Source organism: Kineococcus glutinatus (assembly GCF_039542765.1).
Taxonomy (GTDB): Bacteria; Actinomycetota; Actinomycetes; order Actinomycetales; family Kineococcaceae; genus Kineococcus_A; species Kineococcus_A glutinatus.
Map to the genome: position 1 here is coordinate 35,979 of NZ_BAABIL010000053.1, position 15,491 is coordinate 51,469.

Annotated in this window: 14 protein-coding genes; 13 read left to right on the forward strand and 1 reads right to left on the reverse strand. The window is 73.9% G+C overall.

Features of this window, described 5'->3' with window-relative positions; translation table 11 throughout:
- Window position 1: 1 nt before the first annotated feature.
- From ABEB16_RS02715 to ABEB16_RS02775, 13 genes are all read left to right on the forward strand, one after another.
- Complete coding sequence (locus ABEB16_RS02715) at window positions 2-889, forward strand: Cgl0159 family (beta/alpha)8-fold protein (RefSeq protein WP_345710751.1); 888 nt, start codon at window positions 2-4, stop codon at window positions 887-889.
- A 40-nt stretch (window positions 890-929) separates the two neighbouring features.
- Window positions 930-1,835, forward strand: a complete 906-nt coding sequence (iolB, locus tag ABEB16_RS02720; protein WP_345710738.1) for a 5-deoxy-glucuronate isomerase — start codon at window positions 930-932, stop codon at window positions 1,833-1,835.
- Window positions 1,836-1,861: 26 nt separating this feature from the next.
- A complete protein-coding gene (iolD, locus tag ABEB16_RS02725) occupies window positions 1,862-3,793 on the forward strand; it encodes a 3D-(3,5/4)-trihydroxycyclohexane-1,2-dione acylhydrolase (decyclizing) (RefSeq protein WP_345710739.1) in 1,932 nt (643 codons plus the stop codon).
- Between the two features lie 220 nt (window positions 3,794-4,013).
- Complete coding sequence (locus tag ABEB16_RS02730) at window positions 4,014-4,925, forward strand: sugar phosphate isomerase/epimerase family protein (protein ID WP_345710740.1); 912 nt, start codon at window positions 4,014-4,016, stop codon at window positions 4,923-4,925.
- 47 nt (window positions 4,926-4,972) lie between these two features.
- Entirely contained in the window at window positions 4,973-5,971 is a 999-nt protein-coding gene (locus ABEB16_RS02735; RefSeq protein ID WP_345710741.1) for a substrate-binding domain-containing protein, read from the forward strand.
- A complete protein-coding gene (locus tag ABEB16_RS02740; protein ID WP_345710742.1) occupies window positions 5,968-7,038 on the forward strand; it encodes an ABC transporter permease in 1,071 nt (356 codons plus the stop codon). Before ABEB16_RS02735 ends, ABEB16_RS02740 begins: the two co-directional genes overlap by 4 nt.
- A 5-nt stretch (window positions 7,039-7,043) precedes the next feature.
- Window positions 7,044-7,913: an ATP-binding cassette domain-containing protein gene (locus ABEB16_RS02745; protein ID WP_345710743.1), complete on the forward strand. Its 870-nt coding sequence runs from the start codon at window positions 7,044-7,046 to the stop codon at window positions 7,911-7,913.
- Between the two features lie 6 nt (window positions 7,914-7,919).
- Window positions 7,920-8,969 carry a Gfo/Idh/MocA family protein gene (locus ABEB16_RS02750; RefSeq protein WP_345710744.1) on the forward strand — a complete coding sequence of 350 codons (1,050 nt, stop codon included), beginning with the start codon at window positions 7,920-7,922 and terminating at the stop codon, window positions 8,967-8,969.
- A gap of 15 nt (window positions 8,970-8,984) precedes the next feature.
- The gene (locus ABEB16_RS02755) at window positions 8,985-9,839 is read left to right on the forward strand and encodes a sugar phosphate isomerase/epimerase family protein (RefSeq protein WP_345710745.1); all 855 of its coding nucleotides are present in this window, start codon (window positions 8,985-8,987) and stop codon (window positions 9,837-9,839) included.
- A 114-nt stretch (window positions 9,840-9,953) separates the two neighbouring features.
- On the forward strand, window positions 9,954-10,343 hold the full coding sequence (locus ABEB16_RS02760; RefSeq protein WP_345710746.1) for a tautomerase family protein: 390 nt from the start codon (window positions 9,954-9,956) through the stop codon (window positions 10,341-10,343).
- Complete coding sequence (locus tag ABEB16_RS02765) at window positions 10,340-11,350, forward strand: Gfo/Idh/MocA family oxidoreductase (RefSeq protein ID WP_345710747.1); 1,011 nt, start codon at window positions 10,340-10,342, stop codon at window positions 11,348-11,350. Before ABEB16_RS02760 ends, ABEB16_RS02765 begins: the two co-directional genes overlap by 4 nt.
- Window positions 11,347-12,477: a Gfo/Idh/MocA family protein gene (locus ABEB16_RS02770; protein WP_345710748.1), complete on the forward strand. Its 1,131-nt coding sequence runs from the start codon at window positions 11,347-11,349 to the stop codon at window positions 12,475-12,477. The genes ABEB16_RS02765 and ABEB16_RS02770 overlap by 4 nt, the downstream gene beginning before the upstream one ends.
- On the forward strand, window positions 12,474-13,700 hold the full coding sequence (locus ABEB16_RS02775; RefSeq protein ID WP_425560094.1) for a phytanoyl-CoA dioxygenase family protein: 1,227 nt from the start codon (window positions 12,474-12,476) through the stop codon (window positions 13,698-13,700). The genes ABEB16_RS02770 and ABEB16_RS02775 overlap by 4 nt, the downstream gene beginning before the upstream one ends.
- A gap of 83 nt (window positions 13,701-13,783) precedes the next feature.
- On the opposite strand, the gene ABEB16_RS02780 is transcribed toward ABEB16_RS02775, so the two are convergent.
- On the reverse strand, window positions 13,784-15,235 hold the full coding sequence (locus ABEB16_RS02780; RefSeq protein ID WP_345710749.1) for a sugar porter family MFS transporter: 1,452 nt from the start codon (window positions 15,233-15,235) through the stop codon (window positions 13,784-13,786).
- Window positions 15,236-15,491: the final 256 nt, after the last annotated feature.

The window sequence follows — 15,491 nt, forward strand, 5'->3', positions numbered from 1 at the left end:
CGTGCCCTCGGAGTTCGCCCGCGACCACGCGGAGGTCTCCGAGATCCGCGCCCGCCACCCCGAGCGCATCGGTGAGCTGGCCCGCGCCCGCCGCCGCCGGCACTCCCTGCTGCCGCCCGACGGCCGGCTCATGGTCGTCGCGGCGGACCACCCCGCGCGCGGCGCCAACGGCGTGGGCGGGCGCCCGATGGCGATGGCCAGCCGCACCGAGCTGCTGGAGCGGCTGCGGGTGGCGCTGGCCGACCCGGGCGTGGACGGCCTGCTCGGCAGCGCCGACATCATCGAGGACCTCACCCTCATGGGGGCGCTGGAGGACAAGGTCGTCTTCGGCTCGATGAACCGCGGCGGTCTGCAGGGCGCCTGCTTCGAGCTGGACGACCGCTTCACCGGCTACGACGCGCAGGCCATCGCCGACATGAACCTCGACGGCGGCAAGTTCCTCACCCGCATCGCCCTGGACGACCCCGGCACGCTGCCCACCCTCACCGCGTCCGCCGACGCCATCAGCGAGCTGGCCGCGCGCCGGCTCGTGGCGATGATCGAGCCGTTCTGGTCCCGCCGGGAGGGCGGTCGGGTCGTGCACGACCTCACCGCCGACGGGGTGGTGAAGTCCGTGAACGTCGCGCAGGCCCTGGGGCGCACCACGGCCTGGACGTGGCTCAAGCTGCCCGTCGTGGACGACATGGAGCGCGTCATGGAGGCCACGACGCTGCCCACGCTGCTGCTCGGCGGCGACCCGGCGACCGCACCGGAGGAGACGTTCGCGACCTGGCAGAAGGCGCTGGCGCTGCCGTCGGTGCGCGGGCTGACCGTCGGGCGCACCCTGCTGTACCCGCCCGACGACGACGTCGCCGGCGCGGTGCGCACCGCCGCCTCCCTGGTCCACTGACCCCCGCCCACCGGACCCGTCCCCCGAGGAGACCCGCGCCGTGACCGATGCCCAGCTCCACCTGCCCGCCGGCAGCGCCGCCCGCGACGGCTTCGACCTCGTCGTCACGCCGGAGCGGGCGGGCTGGGGGTTCTCCAGCCTGCGGGTGCTGACCCTGGAACCCGGTGGCGAGCACACGTTCGGCACCGGTGAGGACGAGCTGCTCGTGCTGCCGCTGTCCGGCGCTGCGAGCGTCGAGGTGGACGGGGAGGTCCATGAGCTCACCGGGCGCGCCGGCCCCTTCGACGGCGTGAGCGACTTCGCCTACGTCGGCCGCGACAGCGAGCTGACGGTGCGCAGCGCGGCCGGTGCGGTGCTGTCGTTCCCGGGTGCGCGGGCGCGGCGGCGGCTGCCGTTCCGCTACGGCCCCGCCTCCGGGGTCCCGGTGGAGCTGCGCGGGGCGGGGGCGTGCAGCCGGCAGGTGCACAACTTCGCCACCCCGCAGGCGTTCGAGACGGACAAGCTCATCGCCTGCGAGGTGATCACGCCGGCGGGCAACTGGTCCTCCTACCCCCCGCACCGGCACGACCGCACCAGCGAGGCCGAGAGCGAGCTGGAGGAGGTCTACTACTACGCGTTCCGCTCCCGCGCCCCCGAGGGGGTGCCCGCCGTGCCGGGCGGGGTGGGCTACCAGCGCGTCTACGGCGAGGCGGAGCGGCCGATCGACGTGCTGGCCGAGGTCCGCTCCGGCGACGTCGTGCTCATCCCGCACGGCTGGCACGGCCCGTCCATCGCCTCGCCCTCGCACGACATGTACTACCTCAACGTCATGGCCGGCCCGGAGGACGAGCGGGCCTGGAAGATCTGCGACGACCCCGCCCACGGGTGGGTGCGCAGCACGTGGGAGGACCAGCAGGTGGACCCGCGCCTGCCCCTGCGCCCCGCCCCCTCGCCCAGCAACTCCTGACCCAGCCACGATCGGAGCCGATCGCCATGAGCAGCACCCCCTCCGGCAGCAACGGTGCCACCGTCCGCCTCACCGTCGCGCAGGCGGTGGTGCGGTTCCTGCAGAGCCAGTTCTCCGAGCGCGACGGGCAGCGGCAGCCGTTCTTCGGCGGCGTCCTGGGCATCTTCGGCCACGGCAACGTCGCCGGTGTCGGGCAGGCGCTGCTGGAGGCCGAGCTGGGAGCGCTGGGCGACGGCTGGCGGCCGCCGGCCGAGGTGCCCTACGTCACCGGCCGCAACGAGCAGGCGATGGTGCACACCGCCGTCGGCTACGCCCGGCAGAAGGACCGGCTGCAGACCCTGGCGGTGACCGCCTCGATCGGGCCGGGTTCCTCGAACATGCTCACCGGCGCGGCGCTGGCCACCGTCAACCGGATCCCGGTGCTGCTGCTGCCCAGCGACGTCTTCGCCACCCGGGTGGCCTCGCCCGTCCTGCAGGAGCTGGAGCAGGACTACGGCTACGACGTCTCCGTCAACGACGCGTTCCGGCCGCTGTCGCGGTTCTTCGACCGGGTGTGGCGCCCGGAGCAGCTGCCCGCGGCGCTGCTGGGCGCGATGCGGGTGCTCACCGACCCCGCGCAGACGGGCGCGGCCACGATCGCGCTGCCGCAGGACGTGCAGGCCGAGGCCTTCGACTGGCCGGTGGAGCTGTTCGGCGAGCGCACCTGGCGCATCTCCCGCCCGGTGCCCGAGCGCGCCCTGGTGGCGGAGGCGGCGGCGCTGGTGCGGGCCGCGAAGGCACCGATGATCGTCGCCGGTGGCGGTGTGACGTACTCCGGCGCCGACGACGCCCTGCGCGCGTTCGTGGAGGCCACGGGGATCCCGGTGGGGCAGACCCAGGCGGGCAAGGGCACGCTGCCCTACGACCACCCCCTGTGCCTGGGGGCGATCGGCTCCACGGGTACCACCGCGGCCAACGAGATCGCGGCGGAGGCCGACCTCGTCATCGGCATCGGGACCCGCTACTCGGACTTCACCACCGCCTCGCGCACGGCGTTCCAGAACCCGGGCGTGCGGTTCGTCAACGTCAACGTGACCGGGCTGGACGCCGTCAAGCACGCGGGCCTGCCGGTGCTGGCGGACGCCCGCGAGGCGCTGGAGGCCCTCGGGGCCGAGCTGGCGGGTTTCTCCACGCCGCCGGGGTACCGCGAGCGCGCGGCGCGGCTCAACCGGGAGTGGGACGCCGTCGTGGAGCGGTACTACCACTCCGGCATCGGCGAGGAGACGGGGCTGCTGGCGCAGGCGGAGGTGCTCGGCGCCGTCGACGAGGTGGCCGAGGCCCGCGACGTCGTGGTGTGCGCGGCGGGTTCCCTGCCCGGGGACCTGCACTGCATGTGGCGCACCCGCGAGCGCAAGGGCTACCACGTGGAGTACGGCTACTCCTGCATGGGTTACGAGATCCCCGGCGGCATCGGGGTGCGGATGGCGGCGCCGGACCGGGACGTCTTCATCACGGTGGGGGACGGCTCCTACCTGATGATGCCGACGGAGCTGGTGACCGCGGTGCAGGAGCACGTCAAGGTCATCGTGGTGCTGCTGCAGAACCACGGCTTCGCCTCCATCGGCGCCCTCAGCGAGTCCCGCGGTTCGCAGCGCTTCGGCACGAGGTACCGCTACCGGGACGCCGAGGGCCGCCTGGCCGGCGACAGGCTGCCCGTGGACCTGGCCGCGAACGCCGAGAGCCTCGGGGTGCGGGTGCTGCGGGTGAACACCCGCAAGGAGCTGGTGGAGGCGCTGCGCGACGCCAAGGCGCACCCGGAGTCCACGCTGGTGCACGTCGAGACGGACCTGCACTCCGAGGCGCCCGACGGCGGCGGCTGGTGGGACGTGCCGGTCTCGGGCGTCTCGCACCTGGGGTCGACCCAGACCGCGCGCGCGGAGTACGAGCGGCAGAAGGCCCGCCAGCGCCCGCTGCTCTGACGCCCGTCCGACCGACCGCCCGGGAGGCCGGGGCGCCCCTGCGGGGGCGCCCCGGCCTCCGCGCGTCCGGGCCGGGTCCCGGAGGACGGCCGACCGGCATCCATCACGTAAGTATGTCCGGACAATTGCTTGACAGTGGCGGGTCCCCGCGCCAGAGTTCTGCCAGCCGCACCGGGCGCCCCGCGCCCGCACGAGCGCACGACGACGTGGAGGAGCACCCATGGTCAGCACCGCGGGCACCGGGCGGCGCAGCCGCCTCACCATCGGCACCGCCCCCGACTCCTGGGGCGTCTGGTTCGCCGACGACCCGCAGCAGACCCCCTGGGAGCGGTTCCTCGACGAGGTCGTCACCGCCGGCTACCGCTGGATCGAGCTCGGCCCGCACGGCTACCTGCCCACCGACCCCGCGCGCCTGTCCGACGAGCTGGAGCGGCGCGGCCTGCGGGTGTCCGCCGGCACCATCTTCGCCGCCCTGCACCGCCCCGACCACTACGACCAGGCGTGGGCGCAGGTCGAGCAGGTCGCGGCCCTCACCCGGGCGATGGGCGGCACCCACCTCGTGGTCATCCCCGGCCAGTGGCGCAGCGACACGACCGGCGAGGCCCTCGAGCCCCGCACCCTGGACGAGGCGGGCTGGCAGCGCCTGGCGTCGGGGATGGACCGCCTCGGCCGCGAGGTCCGCGACGGCTACGGGCTGCAGCTGGCCTTCCACTCCCACGCCGACACCCACGTCGACACCCAGGACGAGATCGAGCGCTTCCTGGAGATGACCGACGCCGACGCCGTCAAGCTCTGCCTGGACACCGGGCACGTCGCCTACTCCGGCGGCGACAACCTGGAGATCATCCGCAGGTACCCCGACCGCATCGCCTACGCCCACCTCAAGCAGGTCGACCCGCAGGTCGTGGCCAAGGCCAAGGCGGAGGACCTCGGGTTCGGCGACGCGGTCAAGCTCGGCGCGATGGTCGAGCCCCCGCGGGGCGTGCCCGCCATGCCGCCGATCCTCGACGCCCTCGAGGGCCTGGACCGCGACGTCTTCGCCATCGTCGAGCAGGACATGTACCCCTGCCCCGTCGAGCAGCCGCTGCCCATCGCCCGGCGCACCTTCTCCTACCTGACGTCCTGCCGCTGACCCCAGGTCCCGCTCACCCCGCCCGCACCGAGAGGAACGGATCGACGATGACCCGCTCGCGCAAGACCTCCGCCGCCGTGCTGGCCGCGCTCGCCGCGGTGGTGCTCTCCGGCTGCAGCAGCTCCGGTGGTGCCCCCGACGACTCCTCCGAGGCGACGGGCGCGGCCGCCGGGGTGGCCGACACCCCGCGCATGACCGTCTCCATGATCACCCACGCGGCGCCGGGTGACACCTTCTGGGACATCGTCCGCTCCGGCGCCGAGGCCGCCGCGGCCAAGGACAACGTGGAGCTCAACTACCAGGGCGCGCCGGAGGCGGGGGACCAGGCCAACCTGGTGCAGAGCGCCATCGACGCCGGGGTCGACGGCATCGCGGTGACCCTCGCCAAGGCCGACGCGCTCACCCCGAGCGTCCAGGCCGCCGGTGAGGCCGGCATCCCGGTCGTGGCGTTCAACGGCGGCTTCGGGGAGTGGGAGGCCGCCGGCGCGCTGAGCTACTTCGGGCAGGACGAGGGGCTGGCCGGCGAGGCCGCCGGTGAGCGGCTGAGCTCCGAGGGCGCCAAGCACACCCTGTGCGTCATCCAGGAGCAGGGCCACGTGGGCCTGGAGGCCCGCTGCGCCGGTGTGGCGAAGACCTTCTCGGGCACCACGGAGAACCTCTACGTCACCGGCACCGACATGCCCTCGGTGCAGCAGTCGATCACCTCCAAGCTGCAGCAGGACCCCGGCATCGACCGCGTCGTCACCCTGGGCGCGCCGTTCGCGCTGACCGCGGTGAAGTCGGTGGCCGACGCCTCCAGCGGCGCGCAGGTGGCCACGTTCGACACCAACAAGGAGCTCATCGGCGCCATCCAGAGCGGTGACGTGCAGTGGGCCATCGACCAGCAGCCCTACCTGCAGGGCTACCTGGCCGTCGACGCGCTGTGGCTGCAGAAGACCAACGGCAACACCATCGGCGGCGGCCAGGCGACCCTGACCGGCCCCTCGTTCATCGACTCCACGAACGTCGACCGGGTGGCCGACTTCGCGGCGAACGGCACCCGGTGAGCACCGCGGTCAGCCCGTCGACGGCGGGGGGAACCCCTCCCGCCACCCGCGCCGCCGACGACCGGGTCCGCACCCGGCCGCTGGCCTCCCGGCTGCTGTCGCGGCCGGAGATCGGCTCCCTCATCGGCGCCGTAGCCGTGTTCGTGCTGTTCTGCGCGGTGGCGCCGACGTTCCGGCAGGCGTCCTCCCTGGCGACGGTGGCCTACGCCGGCTCCACCATCGGGATCATGGCCCTGGCGGTGGCGCTGCTCATGATCGGCGGCGAGTTCGACCTGTCGGCCGGCGTGGCGGTCACCACGTCGGCGCTGTTCGCCACGACGTTCGCCTACCAGCTGCGGCTCAACCTGTGGGTCGGGGTGGTCGTGGCGCTGGTGGTGTCGCTGGGCATCGGGGCGTTCAACGGCTGGCTGCTCGTGCGGACGGGGCTGCCGAGCTTCCTCATCACCCTCGGCACGTTCTTCATGCTGCAGGGCATCAACCTGGGGGTGACCAAGCTGCTCACCGGCTCCGTCTCCTCCGACTCCGTCGCCGACATGGACGGCTTCTCCTCCGCGCAGGCCGTGTTCGCCTCCAACGTGTCCGTCGGCGGGGTCAACATCAAGGTCACGGTGCTGTGGTGGATCCTCTTCGTCGCCCTGGGCACCTGGACGCTGCTGCGCACCCGCGTCGGCAACTGGATCTTCGCCGTCGGCGGTGACTCCGCCGCCGCCCGCGCCGTCGGCGTCCCGGTCAGGCGCACGAAGATCGGGCTGTTCATGCTGGTGGGGTTCATGGCCTGGTTCGTGGGCATGCACCAGCTCTTCAGCTTCGACTCCATCCAGTCCGGCGGCGGGGTGGGGCAGGAGTTCATCTACATCATCGCCGCCGTCGTAGGCGGCTGCCTGCTCACCGGTGGCTACGGCTCGGCGATCGGCTCGGCGATCGGCGCGCTGATCTTCGGCATGACGAGCCTGGGCATCGTCTACGCCGGCTGGGACGCCAACTGGTTCAAGCTGTTCCTCGGCGTGATGCTCCTGCTGGCCACGATCGTCAACCTGGTCGTCAAGAACCAGGCCGCGAAGAGGTGAGGACGATGACGGAGACGACCACGGCCGGCGGGGTGCCGCAGACCCCCAACACCGAGATCCTGCGGCTGACCGACGTCGGCAAGCGCTACGGCAACGTCCACGCCCTGCGGGGTGTGTCGCTCTCGGTGCGGCAGGGGGAGATCACCTGCGTGCTCGGCGACAACGGTGCCGGCAAGTCGACCCTCATCAAGATCATCGCCGGTCTGCACCAGCACTCGGAGGGCACGGTGCAGGTCAACGGCGAGGAGGTGCGCTTCGGCTCCCCCCGCGAGTCGCTGGAGCGGGGCATCGCCACCGTCTACCAGGACCTGGCGCTGGTGCCGCTGATGTCCATCTGGCGCAACTTCTTCCTCGGTGCGGAGCTGCGCACCGGCGTGGGGCCCCTCAAGCGGCTGGACGTCAAGCGCATGGTCGCCATCGCCGACGAGGAGCTGACGAAGATGGGCATCGCGGTGCCCGACCTGGAGCGCCCCGTCGGCGCGCTGTCGGGCGGGCAGCGGCAGTGCATCGCGATCGCCCGGGCCATCTACTTCGGCGCCAAGGTCCTCATCCTGGACGAGCCCACCGCCGCCCTCGGGGTGAAGCAGTCCGGTGTGGTGCTGAAGTACGTCGCCAAGGCCCGCGACGCCGGCCTGGGCGTCATCTTCATCACCCACAACCCGCACCACGCCTACCTGGTGGGCAACCACTTCGTGATCCTCAACCGCGGCAACGTCTCCCTGGACATGGCGCGCAGCCAGATCACGCTGGACCGCCTCACCAACGAGATGGCCGGCGGCGCCGAGCTGGAGGCCCTCAGCCACGAGCTCAGCGCACCGGGCCAGACCCCCGAACCCGCCGCCGTCCTGGCGGCGTCCCGCGAGACCGGAAGGTGACGAGGAATGAGCACGGCCACGCAGACCGCCGAACGGCACACCGCCCGCCAGGGCTACGACGGTGATCTCCGCGTCGCCGTGCTCGGCGTCGGGATGATGGGCCAGGACCACGCCCGGCGCCTGGCGCAGCTCACGAAGGGGGCCCGGCTCGTCGCGGTCAGCGACGTGGACGCCGCGCGCACCGACGCCGTCGCCGCGGAGTTCGGCGTGCGCGCCGTGCACGACCCGGTCGCGGCCATCACCGACGACGAGGTCGACGCGGTCGTCATCGCCACCCCCGGCTTCACGCACGAGGACCTCGTCCTCGAGGCGCTCGAGGCCGGGAAGCCGACCCTGTGCGAGAAGCCGCTGACGACCTCCCCGGAGACCTCCCGCAAGGTCGTGGAGGCCGAGCACGCCCTGGGCCGCCGGCTGGTGCAGGTGGGCTTCATGCGCCGCTTCGACGCCGAGTACGAGCAGCTGCGCGGCGTCATCGCCGCCGGGGAGCTGGGCCGGCCGCTGTTCCTGCACTGCGCGCACCGCAACGCCACGACCCCGCCCAACTTCAGCTCCGAGATGCTGATCCTGGACTCGGTCGTCCACGAGGTCGACGTGGTCCGCTACCTGCTGGGGGAGGAGATCACCGCCATCACGGTGCTCACCCCCGGCCGGACCTCCGCCGCCCCCGAGGGCCTGCAGGACCCGCAGTTCGTCCTCATGGAGACCGCCGGCGGCACCCTGGTCGACGTGGAGATCTTCGTGAACACCACGTTCGGCTACGAGGTGCGCACCGAGCTGGTCGCCGAGCGCGGCAGCGCCACGATCGGCCTGGGCGTGGGCCTGGTGCAGCGCTCCGCGGCCGGCTGGGGCGGTGGCATCGCCGCCGACTTCAAGGAGCGGTTCGGCGCCGCCTACGACACCGAGTTCCAGCGCTGGGTGGACGCCGTCCGCGGCGGGGCGGGCGTCGACGGCCCGGGCGTGTGGGACGGCTACGCCGCCGCCGCGGTCTGCGCCGCCGGCGTGGAGTCCCTGCGCACCGGGCGCCGCGTCGAGGTCGACCTCGGCCCCCGGCCCTGAGAGGAGCTGACGAGCATGCAGATCGCCCTCGACACGTACATGTTCCGCGACGTCCCGCTCCTGGAGCTGCCCGGTCTCGTGGCCGACCTCGGCTACGAGTGGATCGAGCTGTCGCCGCGGGAGGACTTCATCCCGTTCTTCCGCCACCCGCGCGTCGACCTGGCCACCGTGCGCCGGTTCCGCAAGGCGCTGGACGCCGCGGGGGTGGGCGTGTGCTCCACCCAGTTCGTGCAGCGCTGGTCCGGCCCGGGGGAGGACGAGCGCAGGCAGGCGGTGCGCAACATCAAGCGCATCGTCGAGGTCACCACCGAGCTCGGCGTGCCGGTCGTGCAGTCGGAGTTCAACGGCCGCCCCGAGCTGCCGGAGGCCAGCGAGGCGCGGTTCTTCACCTCCTTCGAGGAGCTGGCGCCGGTCTTCGAGTCCGCCGGTGTCGAGCTGCGCCTGGAGCCGCACCCCGACGACTTCGTCGAGGACGGTTTCCGCGCGGTGGACCTGGTGCGCGGCCTCGACCGGCCGTGGCTGGGGTTCGTCTACTGCACCCCGCACACCTTCCACCAGGGTGGTGACGGCCCCGGCATCGTCCGGTACGCGGGGGACCTGGTGCGCCACGTGCACGTCGCGGACTCGTTCGACTTCCGCGGTTCGTCGGGTCTGCGCTACATCGTCAACCCGCCCGGCTCGACCGCCCGCATCCACCAGCACCTCAACATCGGTGAGGGCGAGGTGGACTTCGACGGCATCTTCGCCGCGCTCGGCGAGGTCGGCTTCGACGGTGCGCTGTGCGCCAGCGTGTTCGCGTGGGAGGAGAAGCGCGAGGAGTCCAGCCGGCTCATGCGCAAGCGGATCCAGGAGTACGTCGACCGCTGGTGAGGCCCGGTGGGCGCACGGGGGCGGGTGCCGCGGCGCCCGCCCCTCCGTGCGCCCGGGGCCCCCGCGCGGCGGTGGCAGCCCTGATGTGCAAGAACGTTCTGACAGGAGGTTTCCGTGCCGCTGCTCCGCTTCGACCTCGTCGCCGGCCGCACCCCCGACGAGCTGCGCACCCTGCTCGACGCCGCCCACGACGCCGTCGTGGCGGCGTTCGAGGTGCCCGACGGCGACCGCTACCAGGTCGTCCACCAGCACGTCCCCGGTGAGCTCGTCGTCCACGACACCGGCCTCGGCATCGCGCGCACCGACGACGTCGTGGTGCTGCAGATGACCAGCCGGCAGCGCACCCGCGAGCAGAAGGAGCGCTTCTACGCCCTGCTCGTGGCCAACCTCGCCGACCGCTGCGGCATCGCGCCCACCGACGTCGTCGTCTCCGTCGTGGAGAACTCCGACGCCGACTGGTCCTTCGGCCACGGCCGCGCCCAGTTCCTCACCGGGGAGCTGTGAGCGCCCCGGCGGTGCTCGGCGTCGGCGTCGTCGGCACCGGCGTCATGGGCGCCGACCACGCCCGCACCCTGGCCCGGTCGGTGTCCGGTGCGCGGTTGGTGGCCGTCACCGACGTCGACGCCGCCCGCGCCGGTGCGGTCGCCGGCGAGCTGGGGGTCGGGGTCGCCGCCGACGCCGCCGCGCTGCTGGCCGACCCGGCGGTGGACGCGGTGGTCGTCGCCTCCCACGACGCCACCCACGCCGGCCTGGTGCGCGCCGCGGTGGCCGCCGGCACGCCCGTGCTCTGCGAGAAACCGCTGGCCCCGACGCTGGCCGAGGCCGCCGCGGTGCTCGCCGACATCGGCCCGCGCGGGGCGGAGCTGCTGTCGCTGGGCTTCATGCGCCGCTTCGACCCCGGCTACGCCGAGCTGCGCGCCACGCTGGAGCGCGGTGGGATCGGCGCCCCGCTGCTGGTGCACTGCGTCAGCCGCGGCGTCAGCTCCGGTCCGGGCGCCACGTCGGAGTCCTCCCTGACCGGCTCGGCCGTCCACGAGTTCGACGTCGTGCCGTGGCTGCTGCGCAGCCCGGTCGTGGAGGTGTCCTGGTCCGCGCCGCACCACCCGGCGCGGGTGCCGGGCCTCGTCGACCCCCAGGTGGTGCTGCTGCGCACGGCGAGCGGGGCGCTGGCCACCGTGGAGGTGTTCCTGAACGCCGGCTACGGCTACGACATCCGCTGCGAGGTGGTGGGGGAGGGCGGCGCCGCGAGCCTGGCCGAACCGGTGCGCACCGTCCTGGACGGCGCCCGCACCCGCAGCACCGGCTACGCCGCCGACTGGCGCCCGCGGTTCGCCGACGCCTACCGCCTGCAGCTGCAGGCCTGGGTCGACGCCGTCGCCGCCGGGACCCCCGCGCCGCTGGCCACCGGCCGCGACGGGGTGCTCGCCGCCGCCGTCGCCGACGCGGCGATCACCTCCATGCGCGCCGGTGGCGGGCCCGTCCCCGTCGAGGTGCCCCAGGTGGCGCGGTGACCGCCGGCACCGGCGCGCTGCCGGCGCCGCGCACCCCGGACCCGCTCGCCGCGCCGCCGCTGCGCTGGGGCGTGCTGGGCACCGGCTGGATCGCCGAGCGGTTCACCGCAAGCCTGCGCCGGCACACCCGCCAGCGGGTCGTCGCCGTCGGTGCCCGCACCCCGCAGGCCGCCGCCGCCTTCGCCGCCCGCCACGGCGTGCCCCGCGCCCACGGCAGCGCCGAGGCCCTCGTGCGCGACGCCGGCGTCGACGTCGTCCACGTCGCCACCCCGCACCCGCAGCACCACCCCCACGCCCTGCTGGCGCTCGACGCCGGCAAGCACGTCCTCGTGGAGAAACCCCTCGCCCTCGACGCGGCGCAGGGCCGGGAGGTGGCCGAGCGCGCCCGCGAGCGCGGACTGCTGTGCACCGAGGCGATGTGGACGGCGTTCCTGCCCCGCTACGACGTGGTGCGGCAGGTGCTGGCCGACGGCCTGCTCGGCGAGCTGCGCACCGTCGTCGCCGACCACGGCGAGCGCTTCGGACCGGAGCACCGCATCATGCGCGCCGACCTGGCCGGCGGCCCGCTGCTGGACCTCGGCACGTACTGCGCGGCGCTGGCCGTGGCGGTGCTCGGCCCTCCCGAGGAGGTCCACGCCGTGAGCTCCGACGCCCCCGGTGGCGTGCACGGGCAGGTCTCCGCCGTCCTGCGCCACGGCGCTGGGGCGCACTCGCTGCTGTCCACGACCCTGTTCAGCGACACCCCCACGTCCGCCGTCGTCGCCGGCACGGCCGGCACCCTCGTGCTGCCCGGTCCGTTCTTCGCGCCCGGCGACGTGGAGGTCCGCCTCGCCGGCGGCCGCGTCCTCGCCCACCGGGAGGCCGCCACCGGGCACGACGGCCTGCACCACGAGGCCGCGGAGGTGGCCCGCCGCATCGACGCCGGCGAGACGGGGTCCCCGCTGTGGCCGCTGGAGCGCTCCCTGGCGGTGCTGGAGGTCCTCGACGCGATCCGCGGCCGCACCGGCATCGCGTTCCCCGGCTCGCCCGCCACGGACCCCGCCACGAACCCCGGGGGGACCGGCGCCCGCGGGACCCGGCGCGACGTGCAGCCACCCGTTCGACGACGAGAGGACGTGGTCCCGTGACCGCCACCCCCGCACCCACCACCCCCGCACCCACCACCCCCGCACCCACCACCCCCGCACCCGCCACCGGCTGGTTCAGCGCGGCCGACTGCCGGCTGGAGGAGTTCCGCGCCGTGGTCGAGCAGGACACCGACCTGCGCGGCTACCCCTGCGCCGACGCCGTCGAGCAGGGCGTGCTCGTCTACGGCCCCCGCCTGCTCGCGGCCGCCGCCACGCCGCGGGGCCGGCGCGACGCGCAGGCCGAGGTCGCCCGCGCCCTGCTGGAGGGCCCGGGCATCGTCGTGCTCGCCGGCGCCTTCGAAGCCGGCGCCGTCGACCGCGCCACCGCGGTGTTCCAGGACCTCATCGCCGCCCAGCGCGCCGCCGGCGTGCAGGCCGGGGACCACTTCGCCAAGCCCGGCGCCAACGACCGCGTCTGGGGTGCGCTGGACAAGTTCGCGCTGCGCGACCCGGAGGCGTTCGCGGACTACTACGCCAACGACGCCCTCGCCCTCGTCTGCGAGGCGTGGCTAGGCCGCGGCTACCAGGTGACGTCCCAGGTGAACGTCGTCAACCCCGGCGGCGCGGCCCAGACCGCCCACCGCGACTACCACCTGGGGTTCATGTCGGCCGAGCAGGCGCTGGGCTTCCCGGCGCACGTCCACGCGCTGTCCCCGCTGCTCACCCTGCAGGGCGCGGTGGCGCACGTGGACATGCCGGTGGAGACGGGCCCCACCCTCTACCTGCCGCACTCGCAGAAGTTCCCCGCCGGGTACGTCGCCTTCCACGACCCGCGGTTCACCGCGTACTTCGAGGAGCGCTTCGTGCAGCTGCCGCTGGCCAAGGGTGACGCGGTGTTCTTCAACCCGGCCCTCTTCCACGGCGCCGGCACCAACCGCAGCGCCGACGTCAGGCGGATGGCGAACCTCCTGCAGATCTCCTCCGCGTTCGGCCGGGCCATGGAGTCCGTGGACCGCACCGCGATGTGCGAGGTGCTGTACGGGGTCCTCGCCCGCCGCCGGGCGGCCGGTGCACCCGAGCGCGAGCTGGCCAACGTCGTCGCGGCGTCGGCGGAGGGCTACGCGTTCCCCACGAACCTGGACCGCGACCAGCCCGTCGGGGGCCTGGCCCCGCAGACGCAGGCGGAGCTGGTGCGGCAGGCGCTGGCGGAGGGCTGGGACGCCGGGCGGCTGCACGCGGCGCTGGCCGCCCAGCAGCAGCGGCGGGTCCCGTCCGCCGGCTGAGGACCGGCCGCCACGTGCGAGGGCCCCCACCGACCGGCGGTGGGGGCCCTCGCACGTGGCGGGTGCAGGACCCGCCCGGGTGCTCAGCGGAAGCGCTCGGCGCCGCCGACGACCGGGATGCCGCCGGGCGGGGTCTTGAGGTGCTCCTCCAGCGACTCCAGGGTGTGCCCCCTCGTCTCCGGGGCGCACCGGGCGATGAAGACGATCGAGGCGAGGTTGACCAGCACGAAGATGCCGAAGGTGCCGGTGGACCCCAGGGCGGTGTTGACCTGCGGGAACAGCCAGGAGATGGCCGCGTTGACCGTCCACAGCACGAACACCGACAGGCCCATCGCGAAGCCCCGGATGGCCAGCGGGAAGATCTCCGCCAGCATCAGCCAGACGCCGGTGCCGATGAAGCACTGCACGAAGGCGACGAACACCAGCATGCAGCCGAGGATGACGAAGCTGCGCGTCGTGGTGGCCGGCAGCAGGAACGCCAGCGCCAGCAGCGCCTGGGAGCAGGCCACGCCGGTGAACCCGGTCAGCAGCATCCGGCGGCGCCCCACGAACCCCAGCAGCCAGATGCCCACCAGCGTCATGACGACCGAGGTGACGCCGACGGCGATCGTGGAGACGAGGGACACGCTGGCGGTCAGGCCGCTGTCCTCCAGGATCGTCGGCGCGTAGTAGTTGACCGTGTTGATGCCCGTGGCCTGCTGCACGGCCGCCAGGCCGGCACCGATCCACAGCAGCCGGCGCATCCACGGGTTGGCGGCCAGCACCTGCCGGATCGGGGTGCGGGCGGCGGCCCGGTCCTGCTCGGCGAGGTGCGCCACCTCGTGCAGCTCGATCTCGACGTCGTGGGGGGAGCGGCTGTGCGCGAGGACCTCGCGGGCCTCCTGCGTGCGGCCCTTCAGGGCGAACCAGCGCGGCGACTCCGGCAGCACCGCCATGCCGATGAGCAGGGCGATCGCCGGGACGGAGGCGATGCCGAGCATGAGGCGCCAGACGCCCTCACCGCCGATGGTCTGGTCGATGAGCGCGTTGATCGCGAAGGCGAGCAGCTGGCCGGTCACGATCATCAGCTCGTTGATGGTGACCATCCGGGCCCGGCGGTCCGCCGGTGCCATCTCCGCCAGGTACACGGGGCAGATCACGGCGGCCGCGCCGACGCCCAGGCCGAGCAGGGTGCGGGCGGCGACCATGAATCCGTAGTTCGGGGCGACGGCGCAGGCCAGCGCCCCGAAGAGGAACACCAGGCCGCAGAGCAGCAGGCTCTTGCGCCGTCCCAGCCGGTCGGCGATGCGGCCGGCGCACAGGGCGCCGACGGCGGCGCCGGGGAAGAGCAGGACGCTGACGACCGTGGCCTCCTGCCCGACGGTCAGGCCCAGGTCGGAGCGCAGGTAGAGCAGCGCGCCGGAGATGACCCCCGTGTCGTAGCCGAAGAGCAGGCCTCCGAGGGTGGAGATGACGGTCAGGCGGGTCAGGAAACCGCGTTGGCCCGCAGGGGCGGCGAGGAGCCCGCCCCCGCCGGATGCACGTTCCGTGGACATCGGCGCTCCCTCGCGCTCGTGGCGCCGCAGCGCCCTTGGGATGTCGGTGCCGGGGCCCGTCCGGCGGTCGGCACCTGGTGCATGACGGTAAATGGGTAAGAATGTCCTGTCAATAAGTCCAACTACGCAGTGTGATAGCGAAAGCGCCGGGCCCGCACGGCGGTGGCAGGATCCGGGCGTGCCACCCCGCCGCCGCACCGATCCCGCCGCCGACCGCGCCGCGCTGCGGCAGGCCCTCGCCGTGCTGCGCGGTCCC

What these genes read in the sequence shown, in the direction of transcription:
- ABEB16_RS02780 (WP_345710749.1), bottom strand. Translation starts at nt 15,235, where the DNA reads ATGTCCACGGAACGTGCATCCGGCGGGGGCGGGCTCCTCGCCGCCCCT.
- ABEB16_RS02755 (WP_345710745.1), top strand. Translation starts at nt 8,985, where the DNA reads ATGCAGATCGCCCTCGACACGTACATGTTCCGCGACGTCCCGCTCCTG.
- ABEB16_RS02735 (WP_345710741.1), top strand. Translation starts at nt 4,973, where the DNA reads ATGACCCGCTCGCGCAAGACCTCCGCCGCCGTGCTGGCCGCGCTCGCC.
- ABEB16_RS02745 (WP_345710743.1), top strand. Translation starts at nt 7,044, where the DNA reads ATGACGGAGACGACCACGGCCGGCGGGGTGCCGCAGACCCCCAACACC.
- ABEB16_RS02750 (WP_345710744.1), top strand. Translation starts at nt 7,920, where the DNA reads ATGAGCACGGCCACGCAGACCGCCGAACGGCACACCGCCCGCCAGGGC.
- ABEB16_RS02730 (WP_345710740.1), top strand. Translation starts at nt 4,014, where the DNA reads ATGGTCAGCACCGCGGGCACCGGGCGGCGCAGCCGCCTCACCATCGGC.
- iolD (WP_345710739.1), top strand. Translation starts at nt 1,862, where the DNA reads ATGAGCAGCACCCCCTCCGGCAGCAACGGTGCCACCGTCCGCCTCACC.